The following is a 25,624-nucleotide window of genomic DNA, read 5'->3' on the forward strand; positions in this document are numbered from 1 at the left end:
GGGTCCGGGACAATTTTTAAAAATCCCCTAATGACGGTGTCATCCTCTGACATGGCTTCTCCTGTATTAAAGAAAAAGTTGTGAGGAAAATATTTTTACTTATCAAGTAAAATTAAATGCGTTAACCCTGCTGGAAGGACAACTTTTCTTGACAGAAAGAATTTAGGGGTATAGCATTCCATCATGCTGTAGAAGAATTAAAAAATTGCGCCAAAAAGAGTCGTTTTTCTCAAATAAGGCAAAGAATCAATCTCATTCTTTTAGCCACACCAAAATTGCCGCGTCACTTAATCGCCAAAACCTGGGGTTGCTCCTAAATGCTTGGAAGGTCCCCCCTTTCCTTAAATCTCTCTGAAGTAAAAGCGTGGTAGATTATCTGTGAGCTGTTTTTCATTGGTAAGGATATGAATTGTTTTGACTTGCCTTTTTAATTTTTTTATATTGTCTCTAATAAATAAAATGCTAAAAGGTCATTACTACCCAAGGAAATAAAATGCACCCTATCTCCTCGGCATCTATTGAAAGCTTGCCCAATGAATTGCTGCTCCCTATCTTAGAGGCTTGCGCAGTTCCTTCCTTATTTAGCGTCTGTAAAAGATGGCATCATCTGCTGGCTTCTGAAGTGATGCCTTCTCTTTATAAAAAAATAGCCCAGCTTCATTTTCCCAGGGGAGATGCCACTACCCCGCGAACTCTTATGTTAGCTAGAGTTTATCAACTCAATCATGGACTTACTTCTATTGAAAAAGTTTATCAAGTTTTTAAACAAGTTTCTACCTTAGCTAAATCTATTTCTCCTTTAGAATTTAAAGAGAAAACAGAAGAAATAAGAGGCTTAACTTTGGCTAATTACTCTTCTTATCTCTTAAATATTAATCGCCTTTTGCTTTGGAAAAAACTTCCTGATGGGGAAGAATACTTGGGCCGAGAAGAAATTAAGCACTTACCTTTAGAAAAAAAAGGAGAGCTTCTTAGAGATTGGATTGAAGAAAATTGTAAAAACATCACGGCTTTAGATTTATCTAAAGCAGGCTTGACTTATTTACCCCCAGAAATAGGCCAATTGTCTCAGCTGCAAGAGCTTGATTTAAGCCTAAACCAGCTCACCTCTCTGCCTACAGAAATGGGTCAATTGTCTCAGCTGAAAGGGCTTTACTTAAATCAAAACCAGCTCACCGGTCTGCCTGCAGAAATCGGGCAGCTGGCTAATCTGATACGGCTTTACTTAAATCAAAACCAGCTCACCAGCCTGCCTACAGAAATCGGGCAGCTGCCTGAGCTGCAATATCTTCGCTTAAATCAAAATCAGCTCACCAGCCTTCCTGCAGGAATCGGGCGGTTGCCTCAGCTGAAAGGGCTTGACTTAAATCAAAATCAGCTCACCGCTCTGCCTGCAGAAATCGGGCAGCTGTCTGAGCTGCATACGCTTAAATTAAATCAGAACCAGCTCACTGCTCTGCCTGCAGAAATTGGGCAGCTGCCTCAGCTGCATACGCTTGAATTAAATCAAAACCAGCTCACCAGCCTTCCTACTGAAATCGGGCAATTGTCTCGGCTGACGCGGCTTGACTTAAGTCAAAACCAGCTCACCAGCCTTCCTGCTGAAACAGGGCAATTGTCTCAGCTGCAATGGCTTCATTTAAGCCAAAACCAACTCAACGCTTTGCTTACAGAGATCGGGCAGCTGTCTCAGCTGTCACTGCTTAACTTAAATCAAAACCAGCTCACCGCTCTGCCTACAGAAATCTGGCAGCTGTCTCAACTAGAAAGACTTTACTTAAACCAAAACCAACTCACCAGCCTTCCTACTGAAATCGGGCAATTGTCTCGGCTGGGATGGCTTTACTTAAACCAAAACCAACTCACCGCTCTGCCTGCAGAAATCGGGCAATTGTCACAGCTGCAATATCTTCACTTAAATCAAAACCAACTCACCGCTCTACCCATAGAGATCAGGCAGCTGTCTCGGCTGAAAGGGTTTTACTTAAATCAAAACCAGCTCACCAGCCTTCCTGCAGGGATAGGACAGCTTTCTGGGCTTACCAAGCTTGAATTAGCGGAAAATCCTTTGAAAAATATCACCAAAAAAATAAGACAGCGTTTTCAATTGTAGAATGGTCGTAAGTATTGGTTAAATGGAGTGAGCTAAAATGAAACAAAAAACTTTTAACCATCTTATTTTTAAACAAGTCATCCGCTTTCCTTCCCGCAAATAAGTAAGCTTAAGCTAATCTACACATTTATAATGACAAGAAGTTTCTCTCTTTTTCTGCAGATTGCTAGGCTGGGAGAACAACCTTTCTTGACAGGAAGAAGCTAGGCGTATTGTATTCCATCATTCAATAGAAGAATTAAAACATTACGCCAAAAAGAGTCGTTTTTCTCAAATAAGGCAAAGAATCAATCTCATTCTCTTAGCCAACTGAAATTGTCGGGTCACTTAATCGCCAAAACCTGTGGCTACTCCTGAATGCTTGGAAGGCCCCCTCTCTTTTTCTTGGATTTATCTGGAAAAAATGCGCCAGTAGAACATTTGGGAGTTGTTTTTCATTGGTAAGGATATGAATTGTTTTGACGTGCCTTTTTAATTCTTTTATATTGTCTTTATAAATAAAAATGCTGAAAAGTCATCGCTACCCAAGGAAATAAAATGCATCCTATCTCTTCGACCTCTATTGAAAGCTTGCCCAATGAATTGCTACTCTCTATCTTAGAGGCTTGCGTAGCTCCTCCCTTATTTAGCGTCTGTAAAAGATGGCATCATCTGCTGGTTTCTGAAGTGATGCCTTCTCTTTATAAGCAAATAGGTAAAGTACATGTTTCCCAAGGGGATATTAGCAAGCAGGCTTTTATTTTAGATAGAATTTATAAGCTGGATGATAGGCTTTCTGAAGGAGAAAAAGCTAAGGCGATCTTCAAGAAGGTCTTTACTCTAGCTAAATCCCTTGCTCCTGCAGAGCTAGAATTTAAATGGGAAACCCAGGAAAAAAGGTGTTTTACTCTGGCTAACTATGCCTCCTATCTTATAAATATTAATCGTCTGTTAATGTGGAAAGCACTGCCTGGTGGAGGGGCATACTTAAGTCAAGAAAAAATCAAGTATTTACCTTTAGAAAAAAAAGGAGAGCTACTTAGAGATTGGATTGAAGAAAATTGTAAAGACTTAACTTTGCTAAGTTTATCTAAAGCAGGCTTGGCTTATTTACCCCCAGAAATATGCCAGTTATCTAAGCTGCAAACGCTTGACTTAAGAGAAAACCAGCTCACCAACCTTCCTGCAGAAATCGGGCAATTGTCTCAGCTGCAAGGGCTTTACTTAGACCAAAATCAGCTTACCAGCCTTCCTGCAGAAATCGGGCAATTGTCTCCGCTGCAAAGGCTTGACTTAAACCAAAACCAGCTTACCAGCCTTCCTGCAGAAATCGGGCAATTGTCTCAGCTAAAATGGCTTTACTTAGACCAAAACCAGCTTACCAGCCTTCCTGCAGAAATCGAACAATTGTCTTCGCTGCAAAGGCTTTACTTAAACCAAAACCAACTCACCACTCTGCCTGCAGAAATCGGGCAATTGTCTAAGCTGCAAGAGCTTTACTTAAAGCAAAACCAGCTTACCAGCCTGCCTGCAGAAATCGAACAATTGTCTTCGCTGCAAAGGCTTGACTTAAATCAAAACCAGCTTACCAGCCTTCCTGCAGAAATCGGGCAAGTGTCTCAGCTAAAATGGCTTTCCTTAAACCAAAACCAGCTTACCAGCCTTCCTGCAGAAATCGGGCAATTGTCTTCGCTGCAAAGGCTTGACTTAAATCAAAACCAGCTCACCAACCTTCCTGCAGAAATCGGGCAATTGTCTCAGCTAAAATGGCTTTCCTTAAACCAAAACCAGCTCACCAGCCTTCCTGCAGAAATCGGGCAGTTGCCTCAGCTTACCGAGCTTAAATTAGCGGAAAATCCTTTGAAAGATATTGCAGAAAAGATAAGGCAGCGTTTTCTATTGTCGAATGGCCATAAGTACTTCTAAATTGGGAGTGGGAGGGGCTAAAATGAAATAAAAACTTTTAGCCAACTTATCTTTAAACAAATCATCCGCCCTTAAATCAAAACCAGCTCTCCATTCTGCCAGCAGAAACCGGCCAGATATCCAAGCTGCAAAAGCTCCACTTAAGTGACAACCTGCCTGCCATCCTTCCTATCATCTCATGTGTGGGTGCAGATCCTTTGGTACCTCCAAAAAGAGGAGGAAGGCTAAGCCAAGAGGCGGACAAGTCCTGGATGAAAAAAAAAGAAATGATGCTTTAAAAATTATTCAATGCTTTGGAGAAGATGAGGAGGCCAGGCAGCGTTGGAAGAAGCTTTGTGGCTATCATAGAAGATCGCTTGCTGAAACGGCGATGTACCGCTTTAAAAGAAGCTTTGGAGGAAATTTTCGCTCTAGGAAATTAGCCTATTAACAGGCAGAATTATATGCCAATTTTTTAGTTATGAATAAGATGATAAAATTTGGAATGCCCAAGGCAATAGGTGCTAACTTAAGGATATGAGCTATTATATCATTTATGCAACAAGGTCCCTAAATCATCAATTTTTTTCTCCAAAATTTATTAGCAATATTAAAAATGGATTAAAAGTTTTAGCATTAAAAGCAACTGAGCTAAGCAAGTCATAGCTGATAAAGTTAAAAGAAAGCGCGATCTTCATTATCTATTTTAGAAGCAATCATTGAAGCCTGGGAAGCAGATTAAAGAAATTCGTGGCTGAAAAAGCTGTTAAGGGTGGGAAACAATAGCCTAAAAGAACTTTATCAGGGTTCTTAACAATAAAATAAATAATTTCAAAAATGCTTTAAAACTAGCAAGAAAAAGCGCCAGGGGAGTCTAAAAAGAGCAATAGCTATAATTCCTCTTCCTTACTTGTTGACAAGTTTTTTAGGCTCTCTCTCTAATAAATAGAGGAATAAAAAAATATTGCATCTTCTGTTAGAGATGATTATGTTTTGCATAAAATGGAACACGCTGCCATCATGCTAATTTTGTTTTTCTAGATAAAAGATTTCCTAATTTTAAACCTGCGGTTAACCTTATAATGAATGAGATCGATAATGAAAATTGAATTTAAAGTTCCTTCTATGGGAGAGTCTATTTTCGAAGCAACTGTAGTTAGTATCATTAGACCCTCTGGTTCACAAGTAGGAGTTGAGGATGAAATCCTGGAGTTAGAGACTGATAAAGTCAATCAGATGGTATATGCTCCTCAAAAGGGGGTAATCCATTTTAACATACAGCTCCACGATAAAGTTACCATCGGGCAGGTGTTAGGGTATATTGATACTGAAGAGGCAGCCAAATCTGTAGAACTTAGTTTCCCACCCCAGCAATTTTTACCTTCTATACAAGATTCTGTAGAAAACCCTAAAAAATCTTCTAAAAGCATACGTTACCAAAAAGAGGATTTTATTAAAGAGCTTAAAGAAGAGGGGCAAAAAAGATCTCTTTCTTCTCTTTCTGAGCAGGAATCTCTTGCTTGGTCTTTTCATCCGCATAAATCGCATGGCAATAGGGATTTTACTCAAAGATCTTCAGCTTCTCAGGCCGCCCAGATAGAAAGTACAGCAACTATGCTGACAACATTCAATGAAGTAGATCTGTCACAGATTATCCACCTATGTGACAATTATCAAAAAGTCTTTAAGGAAAAATATGAGAAGGAATTAAGCCTAATCTCTTTCTTTGTTAAAGCTTGCGTGGCTGCCTTACCTCAATTTCCCTCCATTCATGCGTACGTTAAAGAAGAGCAAAGCGCTCAGGACTCCTCTTACGAAATGGGTATAGCTGTGGAGACTGCACAGGGTATAGTAGTACCTGTTCTTTGCCATGGTGATAAGCTTTCTTATGCAGAAATTGAAAGGACTATCGAAAAACTTACCCATCAGGCATATGAAGGCTCCCTTTCTGTAGGAGACCTTCATACAGGTAGCTTTGCCATCACTGATGCTGGCCTTTATGATTCTATGCTTTCTACACCTCTTCTTACCGGTAACCAAAGAGCTATTCTAGCCCTACATAACATTATTAAACATCCTGTAGTGGTTGATGATCAAATCACCATTCGACCTATCATGCATTTAGCTTTAAGCTACGATTACCGTTTTGTTAGGAGTAAGGAGGCGGCTTCTTTCTTAGCTTATTTGAAGAGCATTATAGAATGCCCAGCGGTTATGCTCCTTGGGCTATTAAGTAAATAATTTAAGATCTTTAATGAGGCAATAAGGAAGGATTAAAGATAAAGCGTTTGTAGATTTTGTAAAACTCTCATTAGCTATCCATTAAAACAGTAGAAAAGCTATAAAAGCTTCCAATAAAATTTGTGGAGATTTAGCAGGCAAGCTAGCAACTGCGCTCTTCCTGATAAGGCTCTTTTTATTGCCAATTAAGTCTACTAGTGAAATAAAAGTAAAAAAGCAGGCGATTACCATGATAACACAACAATTCGATGTAGTAGTAATAGGAGCGGGACCGGGCGGTTACGTGGCAGCTATACGTGCAGCTCAATTAGGAATGAAGGTAGCGTGTATAGAAAAGGCTCAGTCGCTAGGAGGTACATGCTTAAATGTCGGCTGTATTCCTTCTAAAACATTATTACAATCTACAAGATATTGGGAATGGCTTGTAAAAGAAAGTAAAGACTTAGGAATAGAAGCTAATGAAATAAAAGTTAATTTTGAAACGATGATGCAGCGCAAAGCAAAAGTGGTGTTTAGCCTCACGGAGGGGATAAGGGGACTATTTAAAAAAAATAAGGTGGAAAGCATCAGAGGTATAGCCACATTCGTAGATCCTTATGTGGTTGAAGTAACAAATAATGGCCGAATAGAGAGGATAAAAGGCAACTATTTTATTTTAGCTACAGGATCGGAGGCCGTAGGATTGCCTTTTTTAGCTTTTGATGAAAAGAAAATTATCTCTTCCACGGGAGCCTTGAGTTTGGAAAAAGTGCCCAAACAAATGGCCGTAATTGGGGCGGGAGCGATTGGAGTGGAAATGGCCTCAATTTATCGTCGCTTAGGCACTCAAGTTCATGTCATTGAAAAGGCAGAGGAAATATGCCTAGCTATGGATCCAACGATTAGAAAACATTTGTTAAGGGGATTAAAACAGCAAGGAATAGAATTTCATCTCGCGGCTCAAGTCCAATCAGCAAAATATGAAAGAGAAGGAGTAACCGTTGAATTTGAAGAGGGAGGCGAAAGGAAAAATTTACATAGCGATCTCTTGCTAGTCGCGGTAGGAAGAAAGCCTCATACAGACGGGCTCGGCTTAGAGCAAATTGATGTAAAAAAATCAAACAGAGGAACATTAAATATTGATAATTTTTTCAGGACTAGCCTGCCGCATATTTTTGCCATCGGCGACATTGTGGATGGTCCTATGCTAGCGCATAAGGCTTCCGACGAAGGTATGGCTGTTGCTGAGATCATAGCTGGAATGGCAGCTTATGTTAATTATATGGCTCTTCCTCATGTGGTTTATACTCATCCCGAAGCTGCGGCCGTGGGGCTCAACGAGACAGAAGCACGAGAAGCTGGATTAGAGGTGATGGTAGGTACTGCCTTTTTTAAAGGAAACGCTAGAGCACGCTGTATGGGCGAGAGTGAAGGAATAGTAAAAATCATTGGAGATAAGAAATCAGAAAGAGTGGTTGGGTTGCACATATTAGGCTCGCATGCCTCAGAAATGATTGAAGAAGGAGCTCTCGCAATCCAAAAGAAAGCCACCTTAGAAAATATTGCTCGCTTGTCTCATTCCCATCCTACTTTAACAGAGTCTATCAAGGAAGCTGCCATGGATGCGTTAGGGTATGCTATGCATTAGCAAAAAAGTAAGTAAGGTCGGTAAATTTTTGCAGATAAAAGGAGGTTTAAATCTTTCCTGGTAGAAATTTTGCCCTGCTGCTATTCATAGTTTCATAGAAAAAAATTCAATAATAATTATTTTCTGTTTATTCAAAGTTTGTTCTAAAATTTTAATTGCTTTGCTGGTACTACTCAAATAGGCTCTGTAGGTGTAGCCTGGAAAGGGAAGTAAAGCTTGGAAGCTAACCCTTTTCTTATAAATAGCGCGCAGGCTTCAAAGAACTTTTTTTCGAGGCTAGACGTTCACTCCCTCTACAAGTTTCATTATCTTTATTCAAACAACGCAGGATTGCTACTGCTCAGTAAAAAAATATTGGGACGTTTTTAATGGGCACTATCAAAATATATCCCTTAAAAGATGTTTAAGGGGCTTTTAGCAGAAATAAAAGCTAAGTTGAAAATTCATTTTGATATTTAGTAGCCATCCAAGCTAAGCTCTTCTTTTTTGGAGCCTTTATAATATGGCCTTTTCTTCTTTATTCTTTTCTATAGGTGCATTTTTTGCAATGACTGCAGTCATTTTAGGTGCTTTTGGGGCTCATGCGTTAAAGCAGAAAATTTCTAAAGAAAGGTTGGTTACTTTTGAAGTAGGTGTTCGTTATCAAATGTACCATGCTTTAGGATTAATTTTATTAGCTTTAGAGCCTCAGCATCTTTCCGGGATTTTACTACAAACGGCTGGTTGGTTATTTACGGTCGGCATTATTGTATTTTCGGGAAGTTTGTATTATATGGCTTTATCTGGCAATGCATTCGCAGGGCGGATAACTCCGCTTGGCGGCCTGATTTGGATTATAGCCTGGCTTTGTGTCTGTTTTGCACCTTTTTAGAAGTTAATCCTCTCTCCTTAGTAGTTTAATTTATGCTTGTTAAGAAAGTTACGTTGAAAGTCGGTAAAGAAAAAGCTATTTTAAATCGTCATCCCTGGATTTTTTCAGGAGCTGTCGCTCATCTGCCTCAAAATTTGCGTGGAGAGATTCTTCCTGTTTATTCTCATCAGGGGGATTTACTAGGCAGTGCTTATTTCAATTCAAAAGCAAAAATTTTTGGGCGGATGCTCTCTTTTGGCAACCAACCTCCCTTAGAAGCTTTTAAAAATAACTTAGAATTAGCTACCGCTTTGCGCATCAAGTTTTTCTCTCCAGACACCACGGCTTATCGTTTAATCAATGGTGAAGGGGATTTTCTACCAGGACTCATCGTCGATCGGTATGAGAAGGGATTTGTGGTGCAGATCTCGACTTTAGGAATGGAAAATCTGAAGCCTTACTTATTGGATTATCTTATAGAGACTTTTCAACCCACGTTTATCTATGAAAAATCTCTACTGCCTTCTCGAAAAGAAGAAGGGCTGAAAGCCACAGAGCAGTTGCTGTATGGAAAATTAGAAGAAGAAGTAAGCATTTGCGAGAATGGAATAAAGTTTTTAGTAAATCCTGTGCAAGGGCAAAAAACAGGCTTTTTTTTAGATCATCGTGAGATGCGTGCTCAAGTGAAGAATTTGTCCAAAGATAAACGTATTTTAAATTGTTTTGCCTATACGGGTGGATTTAGTCTCTATGCAGCTGCCGGCGGAGCTAAACAAGTAGATTCTGTCGATATTTCTAAGGTAGCTTTGCACCTTGCCCAAAAGAATGCAGAGTTAAATGATGTTACTTCTTGCATGCACTTTTATCCTAAAGACGTTTTTCAATTCTTAAGGGAATCCTCTTTAGACTACAATTTGATTATCTTAGATCCCCCCGCCTTTGCAAAACATCGCAAAGATATTATTCCGGCTTGTAGAGGGTATAAAGATATCAATCGCATAGCCTTGCAAAAAATGCCTTCTCAAAGCTTATTGTTAACATCATCCTGTTCTTATTATGTTAACGAACAACTCTTTCAAAAAGTTGTTTTTCAAGCGGCAGTTGAAGCCCGGCGCCAAGTGCGTATTATTGGCAGACACCGCTTAGGGATCGATCATCCTCTTAATATTTATCATCCAGAAGGAGATTATTTAAAAAGCCTGTGGTTATATGTGGAATAAAGCTTATCTAGCCAATATAAAAGCTTTAAAGGAGAGCTAACAAGCGGCAGTCAGGTTATGCTGTATTAGCTATCTATTTAATTTAAATGTTAGAGAATGAGCATCCTTATAGTTTCATAGGATCAACGGCTTTTTTTATGCAATCCTGGCCTCAAAAGCGTTTGTATAGAGCTAGAAATAATTAATTTTTGGGGATTAAAACCGGGAAAGTTTCTTCAAACTTTGTTTCCTTCATGCTAAATGGTATTTAGAGGGCTTTAAGAGGCGAACTTTTAAGAGTTTTCCTAGAAGAGTTTTTAAAGCATAAGTAATTCTACTCTTGCTGGGATATCCAGCAATGTAGATAATGAGACCATAAGAAAAATTACTTCTATTAATCCGCACTGCAATCAGACAGGACAGAAGAATTGACCATGTGGTATAATCAAAAATTTTTCAGTAATGCTCTATCGAGTTTGGTGATCCTGTTAACATTATTTATAGGTTTTCAGCTTTTCCCTTTCTTTGAATTAGTTTTTCAGTTTGTTACCACCCTTTTGCTGCCTGTAATCATTGCCGGCTTATTTTATTATATCTTCCGCCCTGTTGTAAGATATCTTGACCAAACTAAAATCCCTCGTTATTTGGTTATCATTTTTATTTACTTGTTCATGATAATAGCCGGTAGCCTATTGATTAGTATCGTATGGCCTTACATTGAGGGACAAATCACAGCTTTCAGATCTTTTCCTCAACAAAAGCTTAAAGAAGTAGAAAATAAAACTGTCGACTTGATGAATGTGTTTAATTTTTATTCTCTTTCTCCTGAGCAATTAAGGAATTTATTTTACCATTATCTTCGAGAAATAACGCAATGGGCTAGCGGGGGAATCATGAGCAGTATAAGCTCTTTAACCACGGTCGCCTCTTATTTCATTATCACTCCTTTTATTTTGTATTATTTTTTAAAAGATGATCAGCATGCTTCTGAGAAATTTATAAGCCATGTTCCTATTATTTATAAAAAAAGAGTCTCAAAAGCGCTAAATGATATAGATGAAATATTATCTAGCTATATTAGTGGGCAGGTAATCATTGCTTTTATCGTGGGTGTTTTAGTTTTTATCGGTTATACAGGAATTGGATTAGATTATGCATTTTTACTTGCTATAATCGCAGGTCTTTTTAATTTAATTCCTTTTTTTGGAACGCTTTTTTCGACATTACCTGCTCTACTTGTAGGATTAACATCCACTCCTTTCATGGGCTTAAAAGTGCTAGCAATTGTTTTGATGGTCCATTTAATAGATTTAAACTTAATTTCGCCACGGATAGTAGGAAAGCGCCTGAATATCCATCCTATTACAATTATTATCCTTTTAGCTACAAGTGCTTCATTGTTTGGATTTTGGAGCCTTTTTTTTATTGTGCCTCTCTATGCTATCCTCAAAACGCTGAGTTTAGACCTTTGGGAAAGAAATATAGCCGAAAAAGTGGCTGATTAGCTTAAATGAATGGATATCATCCATTTATGTATGCTTTTAAATAATATTTGCAAAAGAGCTGTATATTTTTTAACATTTAATATACAGATCAAATTAAACATGAATGTCAATCTAAATAAATCAAGGAGAACCTCGATGAATAATCTTTTCAAATTGTCTTTAGCTACTATGACTGTTCTAGCTGGCGCTTCTATGCTGCATGCGCAAGCTGTAACTTCACAGGAGGGGCTTTCTAACCTAGAAAAATCCTCTTACCTTAACTCTGCTCCTTCCCAAACAGAAATAAAAAATTCTTCTGGGAATGCAGGTGTTGTTCAAACTCCAGGACCTTCTGCTGCCCAAACTTATACACAACCATCAAATCTTCCAAGACACTCCGATGCAAAGATTAGTTATAGCGAAACTAAAAAAACTGCTGCTTGGACAGATGGAGATATTTCCCAAAAAATTCGTTGGGCGATTAAAGATGATAAAAAACTTTCTTCCTATGCTAAAACTGCAGAAGTTAGTGTAAATAATGGGAATGTGATTATAGCAGGCTCTGTAAATAGCGAAGATGAGAAAAATCATGTCGCTTCAATAGCTCGTCAAGTTCCTGGCGTGAAAAGTGTTTCAAATAACCTTGTAATTGCAAATAGCAAATAATGAGGGATAGGCTGCTAGGGAAAGTTATGCTTGAACTAGCAGCATTTTTTCCAAAGAAATCAAGGAATAATAAATGGATAGTCATGTGATTTACATAGTTTGTGCCGTGTCAGCTACACTAATATTTAGTATTATAGCTTTTTTCTTAGTTAAAGCTCTTAAAGCCGTGCTCGAATCCGTTCAACATGTTAATTCCAGCCTATTTCGAATGGAAAATAAAATCGAGCCCCTTGTTCAAGAAACTTTACGACTTTTAGAAAACTCTAATAAGATTGTAATAACAACGCAAGATAAGCTCTCTGACTTAAATCCTATTTTAGATTCTATCAACCATGTGAGCGCAGCAGTCAATAAAGTCACTCAATCATTTAATGACAATGAAGATGAAAACCCATGTAATTTTTATCACGTTGAGAAAAAAAATGATTGGAATGAAATTGTAGGTGATTTGATAAAATTATCTACAATAGGAGTCAAAACCTGGCAAAAAATAAAAAAAGGGAGATAATTATGGTTAAAGTTAAGCCCCGCAATAAAAAGCCCTTAACCCCTCCAGAACCTTCTACAAATGAGCAAGTCTCTAACATTGCTTTAGGAGCTGCCGCAGGATGCCTTATAGGTGCTGCTGCTGCTTTATTTTTTGCTCCCAAGCCTAAGGGCCATAAGTTTACAAGAGCGCTTGATTCCATGTACGATCAAGTCAGTGATACAGCTCAAGAGTATGCTCATGAAGCTATGGAAAAAGGGCATAAAATTTATGACGATGCAAAAGATTCAATCGATCATATTTGCCATGCTGCTTCCAATGCTTTTTCTAGCTATAGTACCAATAGAAATATTGTTCTTGGCATTATTGGCGCAGGCTTGATCGGAGCCTCAGCCGTATATGCTTTATCCCAACACTCTTCAGAAGAGGAAGAAGGGCTGGTAGATAAAATAAAAGCCTGCAATTGGTTAGATGTAGCCAAATTTGTTGCCGACAAATTTTCTAGTAAAAGCCAGGAAGAAGATGATTCAGAAGAGAATGAAGGGCACTATCACCCTGTTCACCGGATGATGGATTGGGCAATGACCGGCCTTAATATCTGGCAGGAGATGAAAAAAAGGAGGTAGCTTGTGCGTAATACCCCGGGCCTAGTTTTAGGTGCTTTAGTGGGCGTAGGGCTTGCTAGTGCATGTGCTCTTCTCCCTTTTCGACAGCAAGGAAAGAAAAAACTTAATTATCCAAAAAAAGAGGGGAATATAAAAGGAAAGCCTGAGGCTAAAGAAGCCTCTTTAGATAAAGTTTTTCCTTTTACAGCAGTAGCCAGCCCCTCCCCAGTTAAGACCTTTGCTGAAGGAGCAATGATAGGCTTAGTGCTAGGTGTTAGCTGTGCTGTGCTGTTAACACCCCAAAGTGGTAGGCAGCTGCGTGAAGAGCTAAGGAATAAATATCAGCGTATGCTAACTAAAAAGCCTGATTTTGTACTTCCTTCTGAGCTCACCCCAGCGCCTCCAAAGCGAGCTAAAAAAGTAAGTAAAGTGGTAGAAAATAAAAAGAAAAAGCGTTCTTCATCTCATTGAATAAGTAAGAAGTAAAGCATAAAGTTAAAGAGTATTTAGCTTTATGCTTTACCTTTTCTAGGTGCTTTTCAATAAAAATTCAAGTACTGAGGGATCAGCTAAAGTGCTTATATCTCCCAATGCATCTACATTACCTTCTACCACTTTTCTTAAGATTCGACGCATAATTTTGCCGGAGCGCGTTTTAGGTAAAGCATCAATAAATCGAATGTAGTCAGGAACAGCAATAGGGCCAATCTCTTGGCGTACATGCTGGGCTAGTTCTTTCTTTAAGTCCGAATGGCTCTCTATATTATCTTTAAGGATGACAAAGGCATATAAGCACTGTCCTTTGACCTCATCAGGCTTAGGGACCACAGCAGCTTCCGCTACAGCTGGATGGCTCACTAAAGAACTTTCAACTTCTGCTGTACCCATACGATGCCCAGATACATTTACTACATCATCAATTCTTCCTAAGAGCCAATAATCGCCCCCCTCGTCTATTGAACAACCATCCCCACTGAAATAGACATTTTGAAAAGTTTTAAAGTAAGTATTAATAAATTGTTGATGATCTCCCCAAGTAGTTCGCATCATTCCTGGCCATGGCTGCCGAATACATAAACATCCTCCTTCATCAACCTCGCAAAGAGTTCCATCATCACGTAAAATAATGGGATCGATACCGAAGAAAGGTTTGGAAGCGCTTCCAGGCTTCGTTTCATGACAACCCGGTAGAGGAGAGATCATAATGCCTCCCGTTTCTGTTTGCCACCATGTATCTACTATGGGACAATTTTCTTGTCCAATATTTTCATGATACCACATCCATGCTTCTGGATTAATAGGTTCTCCTACAGTACCTAAGAGCCTTAAGCAACTAAGGTCATAACCTTCCAGATAAGATTTCCCATAACGAATTAAAGCTCTAATGACTGTCGGAGCGGTATAAAAGATATTTACCTGAAATTTTTCAATAATTTGCCAAAACCGCCCTGGATGAGGGTAATAAGGAGTACCTTCAAACATAAGCGTGGTAGCCCCATTGGCCAAAGGACCATACAATACATAACTATGACCTGTAATCCATCCTAAATCTGCAGAGCACCAATAAACATCCGAATCTTTAATATCAAAAATATATTTATGGGTTAAAGAAGCATAAAGCAAATAACCGGCTTGAGTATGAACAACCCCTTTGGGCTTGCCAGTGGAGCCTGAGGTATAGAGAATAAACAACGGATCTTCAGCATTCATCGGCTCTGCAGGGCAAAATTGAGAGGCATTTTCCATTTCCTCTTCATACCAAATGTCACGCCCTGTTTGCATTGAGCAAAGCTCAGGAGTTCTTTGAACTACGATTACCTTTTCCACAGAGGGAGTGGAGGCCAGGGCTTCATCGGCAATGGATTTTAAGTAGATTGGCTTGCCTCCACGCAGGCTAGCATTTGCAGTTACTAGCAATTTACAAGAGCAATCATTCATGCGATGGCTCAGGGCTTCAGCACTAAAGCCTCCAAAAACTACCGAGTGAATAGCACCTATACGAGCACAAGCTAGTACGGCGACCGCGATTTCAGGAATCATCGGCAGATAAATGCATACTCGATCGCCTTTATTAACACCCCATTTCTTAAGCACATTTGCAAAACGGCAGACTTGGATATGCAATGTTTGATAATCCCAAGTTATTGTTTCCTCTTCATCATCACCTTGCCAGATGATCGCAGGCTTCAGCTTTCGATGCCCTTCTAAGTGCCTGTCTAAGCAATTATAGCAAAGATTGAGGATGCCATCTTCAAACCAAGTATGATGAATAAGATTATTATTGGATTCCCAGATATAGCGGACAGCAGTAGTAGGCGTTTTAAACCAATCCAAGGTATTTGCTTGTTCAAGCCAAAATTCATTAGGGTGTTGAATCGATTTTTGATACATTGCTGTATATTGAGATAAATCGTTCATATGCGCCTGATTCACAAATGAGTGAGGGGGAGCAAATTTGCGTTTATCATGACAAAAAGTCTCTACGGGGGCCAATGTTTTGTTATTATGCATATAGTGTCCTAAAATATTAAGGTTGTAAATATACCAAAAGAGCTACCAAGCGAGAAGTAATTTTTTATCATCTATGCATATCCCAGGCTTATTTTGTTAATAATAAGTTTAAAGGCTAAGAATTTGTCTCTAAAATTCTTTTTACAATTTCGATTGTTCGTGTATATAATCTCCTAAAAAATGACTGAAAATATGAATAATTTAAAGAAGGACATCGAATGAATCTTAGCTCTTCTATCAACATTGAGCATTTACCTAATGAAGTGCTCACCTCCATTTTAGAGTATTGTCCTACGCCTACCTTAATTAGGGTTTCTACTAGATGGCGCCATTTGCTAGCTACTGAAGTCATGCCTTCTCTTTATAAGCAAATAGGTAAAGTACATGTTCCTCATGGGAATGATAGCGAACAGGCTTTTATTATAGATAGGATTTATAAGCTAGAAAGTGGACTTCCTGAAATAGCAAAGGTTAATGCAATCTTTAAGCAAATCTTTACTTTAGCTAGTTTTCTCTCGCCGTTAGAATTAGAATTTAAATGGAAAACCGAGGAAAAGAGATATCTTACCCTAGCTAACTACTCTTCTTATCTTGTAAATATTAATCGCCTCTTAATTTGGAAAGAAATTCCTGGTGGAAAGGAATACTTAGACCAAGAAGAAATCAAGTATTTGCCTTTAGCAAAAAAAGGAGAGCTTTTTGGAGATTGGATTGAAAGGCATGGCAAAGTTATTACGAGCTTAAATTTAACAGAAATTGGTTTGACCTTCTTACCTGCCGAGATAAGTCAGCTATCTCAGCTGCAAACGCTTAACTTAGGAAATAACCGGCTTGCTTGCCTTCCCGCTGAGATAGGGCAGCTTTCTCAGCTGCAAGGACTTGACTTAAGTAGCAATCAACTTATCTCTCTTCTTGCTGAGATAAGGCAATTATCGCAGCTAGAAGAGCTTTACTTAGATGATAACCAGCTTGCTTGCCTTCCCGAGGAGATAGGGCAGCTATCACATCTGCAAGGACTTGGCTTAAGCAACAACCAGATAGCTTTCCTTCCTGCAGAAATAAGGCAGCTATCTCAGCTACAATACCTTAACTTAAAAAATAACCAACTTACTTCTCTTCCCCTAGAAATAGGACAGCTGCCTCAGCTGCAAACGCTTGGCTTAGAAAATAACCAACTTACATTCATCCCTGCCGAGATAGGGCAGCTATCTCAGCTGCAGACGCTTAACTTAAAAAATAACCAACTTACTTCTCTTCCCGTAGAAATAGGACAGCTGTCTCAACTGCAAACGCTTGGTTTAGAAAATAACCAACTTACTTCTCTTCTCTCAGAAATAGGACAGCTGTCTCAACTTCAAGGGCTTTACTTGCAGAGCAATCAACTTACTTTCATCCCTGCAGAAATAGGGCAGTTACCTCAGCTGAAATATCTTAACTTAAACAATAACCAACTTACTTTTCTTTCCCTAGAAATAGGACAGCTTTCTCAGCTGCAATACCTTAACTTGAATAATAACCAGCTTACCTCCCTTCCAGCTGAGATGGGTCAACTTTCTCAGCTGCAAACCCTTAGCTTAGAAAGCAACCAACTTACTTTCCTTCCCGCGGAGATAGGACAGCTTTCTCAGCTGCAAGAACTTGACTTAAGCAACAACCAACTTATCTCCCTCCCTGTAGAGATAGGGCAGCTATCTCAGCTGCAAGAACTTAACTTAAGCAATAACCAGCATATCTCTGTTCCTGCAGAGATAGGGCAATTATCGCAGCTGGAAGTGCTTTGCTTAAATGATAGCCATTTTGCTTGCTTTCCCGCGGAGATAAGGCAGCTTTCTCAGCTACAAGGACTTGACTTAAGCAGCAATCAACTTATAACCCTTCCTGCAGAGATATGGTACCTCTCTCATCTGCAAGGACTTGACTTAAGCAGCAACCAGCTAACCTTCCTTCCAAACGAGATAAGGCAGCTTTCTCAGCTGCGAGGGCTTTACTTACAGAACAATCACCTCACTTTCATCCCTGCAGAGATAGGGCAGTTACCTCGGCTGCAATGGCTTGACTTAAGCAATAACCAGCTTACTTTCCTTCCCGCAGAGATAGGGCAGCTATCGCAGCTGGAAGAGCTTAACTTAAATAATAACCAGCTTAGCTCCTTTCCTGCTGAGATAGGACAGCTACCAGCTCTACAAAAGCTTCATGTGAAAGAAAATCTGCTGGAAAATATTCCAGATGAAATAACGCAACGTTTTCGCTTGTAGCTGAAAAGGCTTGGGTATTCATCAGTTAACACATTTCAGCGAAGGAACAAATCCTATGCTTAAACGATTCTAAGATTATAAAAAACCTTTCGGCTTATCAAAAGGCATTGATATCTTTTCTGCTACTTGCCATTAAATTAGGCTTTCTTAGTTTGCTTTTATTCATACACAGGGTACCATGAAAAGATCTAAATATGCATAAAACTTAAAAGTAGCATATAGAGTAAAGGAAAAAGCGTTAGCTTTTCCCTTTATTTCCTCTTGGAAGTATACTTAGATCTTAAGGTAGAAATATTTGTTAGCAGGAAGGGATTAAATTGCTTGCGTAGCAGATAAGATTTCGACCGTTTCTAAAGGCACATCACGGTGAGGTCCTTTAGAACCAGTTTTGACTTTCCCTATCTTGTCGACCACCTCTAGTCCTTCTATGACTTGACCAAATACGCAATAACCATACTCATGAGCAGCGGGACTTCTAAAATTAAGAAAATCATTATCTACCAGATTGATAAAGAATTGAGAGGAAGCGCTATGAATTTCATTAGTCCGCGCCATAGCTATAGAACCTCGAATATTTTTTAAGCCATTATGAGCTTCATTTTTAATCGAAGCTTTTGTAGGTTTTTGATCAAATTCTTGATTAAAACCTCCTCCTTGGATCATAAAACCGTCAATAACCCGATGGAATATTGTCTGATTAAAATGGCCGCTCTCTACATAATCTACAAAGTTTTTCACAGTAAGAGGGGCTTTTTCTGGATAAAGCTCTAGTTTAATATTTCCCATAGAGGTAGTAAGTAATACGATAGGATTTTTTTTTGCATTCATTATTAAGTCCTTATATTAGTTATGGTTAACGGTGTCGAACTTCGATCACGCACTTTTTTTCTGCCAACAGATCAATGAGTCCTGATAAAATTTCTTGATTTCCTTTATCAAGATTAGCATCCCATTCATCCAAAAGTAAAACCTCTACATCCACTTTATCGGCAATTTCCTGCAGTCGCTTGCGTAAAGATTCTCCGGTTGAATGCTTATTAGTTTCAGAGGTAAAGGATAATTGATTGTGAGTAGGAAGAAGAAAGGCTTTGCTTGCCAATGCATCTTTTATGAGCATAAGCGCAGTTGATTTGCCACAGCCATTTTCACCGCGCAAGGTTAGGCGGCCTTTACGCTGGGTCAAGCGCATAAGATTACTATGTGATTCAATAGAAGGGGAAGAGCTTATCGACATAGAATTATAGTCTGGTATTGTTGAATGATGGTTAGCGCTAATTTTAGACCAATTAACTTTCTTTTCAAGAGAAGAAGGAGAATCTTTAGATGCCTGTATAGATCGATAAATAGCTGTAAGCTTGCTGCGATGCATTCCCCATCGAAAAGCTAAAGACAAGGTTTGATAAGTGTAGGAAAGGATTTGGAAAAGAAGAGGAAGGATAACTACAAAGGCAGAAAGTTTAACAGGATCGTGGGCATGTTGAATAGCTGAGTAAATAACTACTCCTAGAGAAGGAATAGAAGTTATTAAAGCAACAAATATAGCCAAAACTTGATCAAATCTTTCCAGATCGATGTTACGTTGTAAACATCGTTTCAAACGTTGCGAAGTTTTTTCGTCCCAAAGCTTAAAATTGTAGCCATTGCCTAATAAAACATTATCCCAGGCTGCCAATAATTGTTGCGAAAGATCTACGCGGGCTGTTAAAGCTTTTCTAGTAAGTTGACGTTGAGTGCGGCGTTGTCCTTTCATAATAGCAATGACGCATAGGACAGATAAGCTATAAGCCAAAGCAAAAAGGGGCTCAACAACTATGGAAAGGGCCAAAATGTTTAATATTACACTTAATAAATAACCTGAGAGCTCCCAAACATAATCGATCAAATCTTGAAGAGCTGAAGGGCCCTCAGAAGTTAATATAGATAGTTTTTCTTCTTTAATGGCTTTATTATTCCATTCTCCAATATTATTTCTGTTAGAGGTAACAAACGCGTGAATAAAATGACGCTGAGCTTCTTGCTTCCAATGAGTTTTGACTACTAGGGCAATGCAGCCAGGAATGTAGGGGAGTGCTAAAGAGGTTAAGTAAAGCAGCATGTAAGGTAAAAAATTTTGGTGGGAGGCAATAGTTTCTACCAATTTGACAAGCCAGAGGGTAGAAGAAGCTTCGAGAATTTGCTGAAAGGTTAAAATTCCCATGCAGGTTAATCCCCAGCGATTGAGCAGTAAACCCATGATTTGTTTACGAACTTTTAAAGAAGTGGGATCAAACATCTGTTTTTAACCTTTAAGGTCATATTAAAAAGAGAGCAAATTATGCCTTATCTAGAATAAATAATTAAAGACTATCTATACAATCTAGGAAATTTTAACGTTAGATATTGAGAGTCAAAAGCATAAAGGTGATTTAATGAGGGGACTCAATAAGATTAATCTTATCTAATAGCGTCTGGAACCGGCCGGATTTATAGGGTATAAATTCTTGCTAGCCTATAGCTTAAAACATTAAATTAATCTAGCTTTCTTTTTGCCTTTAGCAAGAATAAATATAAGAGAGCTGGCGCTCAGGATGATCATTAGGCCTGCTGGCATAAACTTGGTTGTAATAGCATAACGATAAGTAAAAAATAAAGTTAATAATAGGTGTACGAATACTACTAATGTATAAGCTAACATACTTTTTCTAAACATTCCTATAGCACCCATCAATAATAAAATGGCTGATAAGGTTGCTGCAATCAAGGAAGGATAGCTATGGGCCTGTGTAAATCCCATCATTCCTCCTGACATAATGATTAAAGCGTAGGTAATGGTTATCCATGCAGACAATTTCATCTTTTTTATCTCCCTAATGTTTCCTGAAAAAAGTTCTTCATCGCTAGCCATGCTCGCGCGCTGGCCTTTTCGTTATATATTAAACCTTTCTTTTTATCGTTCACTTTTGGATTAGTAAAGGCATGGGATGTCATACCATAAATATCCATTTGCCAATCCACACGAGCATCATTAAGCTCTTTTTGAAGATAGTGAATCTCTTGGGGAGGACATAAGGGATCTTCATAGCCATGTAAAAGTAGAATAGAACCTTTAATATTTTTAGCAATGGGAAAAAATTTCACACCTGCATAATTAATTACAGCATGAAAGCTTACCACGCTTTTTACCGGCACTCCACTTCGTAACAGCTCGATGACTGCTAGTCCACCAAAACAAAATCCAATCGCGCCCACTCGTGTGCCGTCCACTCCTGGTTGCTTAAGTAGAGTTTCAAATGCCGCGCTAGTTCTTGCTTGCAAAAGCTTACGATCTAGATAAAGGGGTTTGATTAAGGAAGCTGCTTCTTCATCACAAGTTGCATTCTTTCGGTGGCCAAACATATCGATGGCTAAAGCAATATAGCCAAGTTCAGCTAGTTCATGGGCTTTTTTGCGTGCAAAGTCGTCCTGGCCATACCATGCATGGGCAATAAGAACGGCAGGTTGAGCAGGATGCATTACTTTAGGATTGACAAGGTAACCCTCGCAGCAGAGGTCGTCAGCTCGATAGGAGACATTCATTTCTTTCCTAATGTTTTTTTTGAATGTGTTAAAGTCTAAATTACTCGATTGTCTAATTTCTTAATATAAAAAACAGCTTTTTTTAAGCATTCTTCTTCTAATTACAAGAATTTTATGTTTAGTGGATAAGGTAGCGATGGATACTCTTTAAAAGCCCTGCAAGAAGACTTTGAGCATTATGAATGCCAACTCAAGAAATGGTAAGAGAGCCTACTCGTTAACAAGAATAATAAAAAAATTGACTTTTAAGGGAAGAGTAATAAGCAGAACGAGAGGGAAGAGAAATATCTTTGCTAACTATAACCTAACATTTAGCCGCTCTAGCGTACCTCTTAAAAAACATAGCAAACGTAAAAGCCCTTAATAACAAAACTGACAAGACTTAGGGTCCTTAGGAATAAGAAGAGGGGATAAAGGTTTTTACCCAAAAAATTCTTTTACAATCCCGTAGTTGTTCAAACTGTTGCTCTGAGTAAGGTAAATATGATATAAGTTCGGGGAATAAATAATTAAAGCGCTTGTTTATAATGGAAGAGAATAGGAATAGATTAAGTATATACGTTCCGCCAGGAGGCCCTCCCAGCGTTACACCTAGCCATGAGATTTATCATTTAATGGGGGAACATAACATTTTCAAAATGCTAGAAGACTTTTACTTGGAGCTAGACAAAAGTGCTATTCGAAAGATGTTCCCGGCAGACATGAAAGAAGCTTCAAAAAAATCAGGCGCATTTTTTGTATTTCTTTGTGGGGGCCCGCCATTATACCAGCAACGCTTTGGCGCTCCTATGATGCGTAAAAGGCATCTAACTTTTTCCATTGATGAATCAGCCCGCCAAATATGGTTAAGTTGTTTCCACAAGATTTTAGAAAGCGCGGATAAAAAATATAATTTTCCAATGCAACATATGGCAGGATTTTTGAATTTTTTGGATAAATTTTCAAGTTGGATGGTTAATATAAAAGCTTAATATTCGCATGGCTTAATATAATTTTTTTATCCTATTTTCTTTGTCTATAAAAAGCAGTTGTTAGAAAAGAAAGAGCAAAGTGTTTGTTTTTTTTCAATGGCTTAAATTTAGCTTTTAGCTGTATTCTGAATAGGTTTTTCTAGTTTGTGCTTTTTTTATTCTATAAAGCAGCAAATATCTTAAATATAAGAGAAACCTAGGAATTGTTGGGCCCACGGAAATGAGCCGTTTTTGATAAAAGCAAAAAGCTAAAGAAAAGCAAGCTATAAGTTCTTATAGATGAAGGAAAAATAAATGGATAGCAGTCTAAAAAATATCACAATTTTTGCGCTTTTTGATAGAGGCATCAACACAGGTAAATGGGTATGGCAATAAATGTTTTTAATTTTTTGGTAGCGGAACTTGCCCTACCAGCAGAAAGTATACAAGCGGTCATTAAGCTGTTAACTGAAGGGAATACTATTCCTTTTATTTCTAGATATAGAAAAGAGGTAACTGGAAATTTAGATGAAGTGCAAATTCGAGCTATTCAAGAGCGATACAATTATTTACTCGAACTGGAAGAGCGAAAAAAATCCATAATAGAATCTGTAGAGCTACAAGGCAAGATGACAGATTCTTTAAAAATTCAGATTCAGAATTGTTTTTCTAAAGCTATCTTGGAAGACCTTTATTTACCTTATAAGCTTAAAAAACGTACTAAAGCTGCTTTAGCTAAAGAAAAAGGTTTAGAGCCTTTTGCTTTACGTATCATGGAGCAACCTATAGCAGGACATCCATTGGAGGAGGCTACGGCTTATATCGATGCTAAAAAAGGGGTAAGCAGTATTGAAGAGGTTTTAGCAGGCGCTTTGGATATTGTGGCCGATAGTATAGCAACAACTCCTAAAGTAAGAGCTTATGTACGCGAGTGCTTTGAAAACGAAGGTGTAGTTGTTTCTAGAGTTGTTGAAGGTAAAGAGAGCGCCGCCAGCAAGTATGAAGTTTATTATGCTTTTCAAGAAAAAGTTTCTAAAATTCCTTCCCATCGCTATTTAGCGATTCGTCGCGGCGAAAAAGAAGAAATATTAAATTTTCATATAGAAGTGCCTGAGGAAAATCTACAAAATACCATCAAATCTATCATAAAATATAACTCTCGGTCCCCTTTTGCCGAACTCTTAGAAAAGGGTGCGATACAAGCTTTTAAACGCTATCTCTTGCCGAGTGTAGAGACCGAAATTAAAGTACAGCTTAAAATGCAATCAGATCGCACTGCCATAGAGGTTTTTGCCGAAAATTTGCGCCATCGATTATTAGATGCTCCCTTAGGCCCTCAAGTTGTGATTGGAATTGATCCGGGCTTTCGTACAGGATGTAAATGCGTAGTGATTGATAAGACTGGCAAATTTATTGATTATAAGACCATTTATCCTTTTCAATCTACGACCGCTAAGGAACAAGCACGAGAAATTCTCCTGCAAATGATTAACACTTATCCACCTTATGCGATAGGTGTAGGAAATGGTACGGCAGGTCGAGAAACAGAAGCTTTTGTACAAGAGGTGCTTACCAAAGGCAATTTATCGAAAATTATCTTGCTTGCAGTGAATGAGGCAGGCGCTAGTGTATACAGCGCCTCTGATATCGCACGAGAAGAATTTCCTGAGCTTGATGTAACTATACGGGGGGCTATTTCTATAGCAAGAAGGCTGCAAGACCCTCTTGCTGAGCTAGTCAAAGTTGATCCTCAAGCTATCGGTGTAGGGCAGTATCAGCATGATGTAAATCAACCCTTGCTTAAAGATAAATTGCACGAAGTTGTAGAAAGTTGTGTAAACCATGTGGGAGTAGAGCTAAATACCGCTAGTGCAGCCTTATTAAGTTATGTGGCTGGCATTGGACCCCAAATGGCTTTGAAAATTGTCAAACATCGCGAAGCACAAGGGCCCTTTAAAGGACGTAAAGACCTCAAAAACGTTCCTGGATTTGGGGCTCGTACTTTTGAGCAGTCTGCTGGTTTTTTGCGTGTTCGAGCAGGAGAGCATCCTTTAGATGGTTCAGCTGTGCACCCTGAGCGTTATGAAGTAGTAGAGCATATTGCCAAAGATATAGGTGTGCCCTTAAATGCTTTAATAGGAAATGAAAACTATATTCATAAAATTGAGATCAAGCGTTATATTTCAGGATCTCTTGGGGAGCCTACGCTTAAAGATATCATAGCTGAGTTGCAGAAGCCCGGGCGTGATCCGCGCGAAACCTTTGAGAAATTGCAATTTCGTCATGATGTTAAAACTATTCAAGATCTTAAAAATGGCATGATTTTAGAAGGGATAGTCACGAATGTTGCTGCCTTTGGTGTGTTTATAGATATAGGTGTGCATCAGGATGGATTTATACATATTTCTGAGCTAGCTGATCGATATGTTAGAGATCCTTCAGAAGTAGTGCATGTTGGCAAGCGCCTTAAAGTTCGAGTATTAGCGGTTGAAGTGGACCGGAAGCGTATTTCTTTAACTGCTCGTACGGGAGAAGCTAATAGAACTAAAAAAGAAAAAGAACCTGTGAAGAAGGAAAAGAAAAGCTTTAGTTCCAATCCTTTCGCTAATCTATAAATTTAAGTTGTGGACGCTCGTTTATTAAGAAATTAAGAAGGTTTTGTCACTTATCCTAAAGCACCCCCCTTTATTAAAAGGGTTTGATTGCTAGCACCTGCGCTGGGCACTAAAATATGTAAAACGCAATTCTTGGATGATTAAATAAAAACTTAAGCGCTAGTGTAATTTAGTGGTTGTCCTCTTGATAAGAAGGGGTTAAATTTTTTTGCCTTTTTGCTGCTTACTTATAAGCATAACGCTGACTGAAGATGGGTGTAAACAAAAGTGTTGGCAATCTTTTTTAAGCAGCAGCTTTGTAGGAATTCCAGTAAGCTTCCCAATAACCATTTAATCTGCCTATTCTTAAGCTCAGCATCGCGTTAGCATTTTCTGTCTTCCACCAAGTTCCTGCTATTTTCAGCCTCTTTTGCACTACATGCCTATGACTACTCTCTATTTCGCCTGAACCAATTGGTAAGCCTTTATCTAAAGCGCTTTTATAATTCATCATATTCAGTAATGCTCCTTCATCTTTTCTCCTACTTTTCCAAAAGCAATATCTGCTCCAAAGTCGGTTATTGCTCGCTCTAATGGTAAGGA

At 38.7% G+C, this 25,624-nt stretch carries 19 protein-coding genes and 1 pseudogene; 14 read left to right on the forward strand and 6 right to left on the reverse strand.

What is annotated here, in order from left to right; genetic code table 11:
- The first annotated feature begins 493 nt into the window (after nucleotides 1–493).
- The 11 genes from NEOC95_RS00185 to NEOC95_RS00235 all read left to right on the forward strand — a co-directional run bounded on the left by NEOC95_RS00185 (nucleotide 494) and on the right by NEOC95_RS00235 (nucleotide 13,627).
- Entirely contained in the window at nucleotides 494–2,113 is a 1,620-nt protein-coding gene (locus tag NEOC95_RS00185) for an F-box/LRR-repeat protein (protein ID WP_213150905.1), read from the forward strand.
- Nucleotides 2,114–2,650: 537 nt separating this feature from the next.
- A complete protein-coding gene (locus NEOC95_RS00190) occupies nucleotides 2,651–4,018 on the forward strand; it encodes a leucine-rich repeat domain-containing protein (RefSeq protein ID WP_213150907.1) in 1,368 nt (455 codons plus the stop codon).
- A gap of 1,077 nt (nucleotides 4,019–5,095) precedes the next feature.
- The gene (locus tag NEOC95_RS00195; protein WP_213150908.1) at nucleotides 5,096–6,238 is read left to right on the forward strand and encodes a 2-oxo acid dehydrogenase subunit E2; all 1,143 of its coding nucleotides are present in this window, start codon (nucleotides 5,096–5,098) and stop codon (nucleotides 6,236–6,238) included.
- A 229-nt stretch (nucleotides 6,239–6,467) separates the two neighbouring features.
- On the forward strand, nucleotides 6,468–7,865 hold the full coding sequence (gene lpdA / locus NEOC95_RS00200; RefSeq protein WP_213150909.1) for a dihydrolipoyl dehydrogenase: 1,398 nt from the start codon (nucleotides 6,468–6,470) through the stop codon (nucleotides 7,863–7,865).
- Between the two features lie 502 nt (nucleotides 7,866–8,367).
- Nucleotides 8,368–8,736, forward strand: a complete 369-nt coding sequence (locus NEOC95_RS00205) for a DUF423 domain-containing protein (protein WP_166157345.1) — start codon at nucleotides 8,368–8,370, stop codon at nucleotides 8,734–8,736.
- 32 nt (nucleotides 8,737–8,768) lie between these two features.
- A complete protein-coding gene (locus tag NEOC95_RS00210) occupies nucleotides 8,769–9,935 on the forward strand; it encodes a class I SAM-dependent rRNA methyltransferase (RefSeq protein ID WP_213150910.1) in 1,167 nt (388 codons plus the stop codon).
- A gap of 413 nt (nucleotides 9,936–10,348) precedes the next feature.
- Nucleotides 10,349–11,419, forward strand: coding sequence for an AI-2E family transporter (locus tag NEOC95_RS00215; protein ID WP_249270127.1), 1,071 nt, complete (start codon nucleotides 10,349–10,351; stop codon nucleotides 11,417–11,419).
- Nucleotides 11,420–11,554: 135 nt separating this feature from the next.
- Nucleotides 11,555–12,064: a BON domain-containing protein gene (locus tag NEOC95_RS00220; protein WP_213150913.1), complete on the forward strand. Its 510-nt coding sequence runs from the start codon at nucleotides 11,555–11,557 to the stop codon at nucleotides 12,062–12,064.
- A 73-nt stretch (nucleotides 12,065–12,137) separates the two neighbouring features.
- Nucleotides 12,138–12,572: a DUF948 domain-containing protein gene (locus NEOC95_RS00225; RefSeq protein WP_166157357.1), complete on the forward strand. Its 435-nt coding sequence runs from the start codon at nucleotides 12,138–12,140 to the stop codon at nucleotides 12,570–12,572.
- Between the two features lie 2 nt (nucleotides 12,573–12,574).
- Complete coding sequence (locus tag NEOC95_RS00230; RefSeq protein ID WP_166157360.1) at nucleotides 12,575–13,177, forward strand: YtxH domain-containing protein; 603 nt, start codon at nucleotides 12,575–12,577, stop codon at nucleotides 13,175–13,177.
- A 3-nt stretch (nucleotides 13,178–13,180) separates the two neighbouring features.
- Nucleotides 13,181–13,627, forward strand: a complete 447-nt coding sequence (locus NEOC95_RS00235; protein WP_213150914.1) for a YtxH domain-containing protein — start codon at nucleotides 13,181–13,183, stop codon at nucleotides 13,625–13,627.
- Nucleotides 13,628–13,684: 57 nt separating this feature from the next.
- Here the strand turns inward: NEOC95_RS00235 and acs are convergent, their stop codons facing one another.
- Nucleotides 13,685–15,667 carry an acetate--CoA ligase gene (gene acs / locus NEOC95_RS00240; RefSeq protein WP_213150916.1) on the reverse strand — a complete coding sequence of 661 codons (1,983 nt, stop codon included), beginning with the start codon at nucleotides 15,665–15,667 and terminating at the stop codon, nucleotides 13,685–13,687.
- A 218-nt stretch (nucleotides 15,668–15,885) separates the two neighbouring features.
- Here acs and NEOC95_RS00245 point away from each other — a divergent pair, with 218 nt between their 5' ends.
- Nucleotides 15,886–17,922, forward strand: coding sequence for an F-box/LRR-repeat protein (locus tag NEOC95_RS00245; protein WP_213150918.1), 2,037 nt, complete (start codon nucleotides 15,886–15,888; stop codon nucleotides 17,920–17,922).
- A 312-nt stretch (nucleotides 17,923–18,234) separates the two neighbouring features.
- Here NEOC95_RS00245 and NEOC95_RS00250 read toward each other — a convergent pair whose 3' ends face one another.
- From NEOC95_RS00250 to NEOC95_RS00265, 4 genes are all read right to left on the reverse strand, one after another.
- Entirely contained in the window at nucleotides 18,235–18,729 is a 495-nt protein-coding gene (locus tag NEOC95_RS00250) for a peptidylprolyl isomerase (RefSeq protein WP_349305233.1), read from the reverse strand.
- Nucleotides 18,730–18,775: 46 nt separating this feature from the next.
- The gene (locus tag NEOC95_RS00255) at nucleotides 18,776–20,194 is read right to left on the reverse strand and encodes an ATP-binding cassette domain-containing protein (RefSeq protein ID WP_213150922.1); all 1,419 of its coding nucleotides are present in this window, start codon (nucleotides 20,192–20,194) and stop codon (nucleotides 18,776–18,778) included.
- A gap of 231 nt (nucleotides 20,195–20,425) precedes the next feature.
- A complete protein-coding gene (locus NEOC95_RS00260; RefSeq protein ID WP_166157375.1) occupies nucleotides 20,426–20,755 on the reverse strand; it encodes a TMEM14 family protein in 330 nt (109 codons plus the stop codon).
- Nucleotides 20,756–20,760: 5 nt separating this feature from the next.
- Nucleotides 20,761–21,477 (reverse strand): dienelactone hydrolase family protein, encoded by a 717-nt coding sequence (locus tag NEOC95_RS00265; RefSeq protein WP_213150924.1) that lies wholly within the window; start codon nucleotides 21,475–21,477, stop codon nucleotides 20,761–20,763.
- Between the two features lie 614 nt (nucleotides 21,478–22,091).
- Here NEOC95_RS00265 and NEOC95_RS00270 point away from each other — a divergent pair.
- On the forward strand, nucleotides 22,092–22,448 hold the full coding sequence (locus NEOC95_RS00270; protein WP_278248319.1) for a globin domain-containing protein: 357 nt from the start codon (nucleotides 22,092–22,094) through the stop codon (nucleotides 22,446–22,448).
- Between the two features lie 365 nt (nucleotides 22,449–22,813).
- A complete protein-coding gene (locus NEOC95_RS00275; RefSeq protein WP_213150926.1) occupies nucleotides 22,814–25,042 on the forward strand; it encodes a Tex family protein in 2,229 nt (742 codons plus the stop codon).
- 283 nt (nucleotides 25,043–25,325) lie between these two features.
- On the opposite strand, the pseudogene NEOC95_RS00280 reads toward NEOC95_RS00275, so the two are convergent.
- Nucleotides 25,326–25,624, reverse strand: a pseudogene (locus NEOC95_RS00280) (hypothetical protein); the annotation flags it as partial.

The sequence above is a fragment of the Neochlamydia sp. AcF95 genome (assembly GCF_018342455.1).
Classification (GTDB): domain Bacteria; phylum Chlamydiota; class Chlamydiia; order Chlamydiales; family Parachlamydiaceae; genus Neochlamydia.

Bases quoted from the DNA above. Each gene is read 5' to 3' on its own strand.
- NEOC95_RS00205 (WP_166157345.1), top strand. From the start codon at position 8,368: ATGGCCTTTTCTTCTTTATTCTTTTCTATAGGTGCATTTTTTGCAATG.
- NEOC95_RS00230 (WP_166157360.1), top strand. From the start codon at position 12,575: ATGGTTAAAGTTAAGCCCCGCAATAAAAAGCCCTTAACCCCTCCAGAA.
- NEOC95_RS00220 (WP_213150913.1), top strand. From the start codon at position 11,555: ATGAATAATCTTTTCAAATTGTCTTTAGCTACTATGACTGTTCTAGCT.
- NEOC95_RS00270 (WP_278248319.1), top strand. From the start codon at position 22,092: ATGGGGGAACATAACATTTTCAAAATGCTAGAAGACTTTTACTTGGAG.
- NEOC95_RS00265 (WP_213150924.1), bottom strand. From the start codon at position 21,477: ATGAATGTCTCCTATCGAGCTGACGACCTCTGCTGCGAGGGTTACCTT.
- NEOC95_RS00255 (WP_213150922.1), bottom strand. From the start codon at position 20,194: ATGTTTGATCCCACTTCTTTAAAAGTTCGTAAACAAATCATGGGTTTA.
- NEOC95_RS00225 (WP_166157357.1), top strand. From the start codon at position 12,138: ATGGATAGTCATGTGATTTACATAGTTTGTGCCGTGTCAGCTACACTA.
- NEOC95_RS00260 (WP_166157375.1), bottom strand. From the start codon at position 20,755: ATGAAATTGTCTGCATGGATAACCATTACCTACGCTTTAATCATTATG.
- NEOC95_RS00245 (WP_213150918.1), top strand. From the start codon at position 15,886: ATGAATCTTAGCTCTTCTATCAACATTGAGCATTTACCTAATGAAGTG.
- NEOC95_RS00275 (WP_213150926.1), top strand. From the start codon at position 22,814: ATGGCAATAAATGTTTTTAATTTTTTGGTAGCGGAACTTGCCCTACCA.
- acs (WP_213150916.1), bottom strand. From the start codon at position 15,667: ATGCATAATAACAAAACATTGGCCCCCGTAGAGACTTTTTGTCATGAT.
- NEOC95_RS00195 (WP_213150908.1), top strand. From the start codon at position 5,096: ATGAAAATTGAATTTAAAGTTCCTTCTATGGGAGAGTCTATTTTCGAA.
- lpdA (WP_213150909.1), top strand. From the start codon at position 6,468: ATGATAACACAACAATTCGATGTAGTAGTAATAGGAGCGGGACCGGGC.
- NEOC95_RS00185 (WP_213150905.1), top strand. From the start codon at position 494: ATGCACCCTATCTCCTCGGCATCTATTGAAAGCTTGCCCAATGAATTG.
- NEOC95_RS00215 (WP_249270127.1), top strand. From the start codon at position 10,349: ATGTGGTATAATCAAAAATTTTTCAGTAATGCTCTATCGAGTTTGGTG.
- NEOC95_RS00190 (WP_213150907.1), top strand. From the start codon at position 2,651: ATGCATCCTATCTCTTCGACCTCTATTGAAAGCTTGCCCAATGAATTG.
- NEOC95_RS00210 (WP_213150910.1), top strand. From the start codon at position 8,769: ATGCTTGTTAAGAAAGTTACGTTGAAAGTCGGTAAAGAAAAAGCTATT.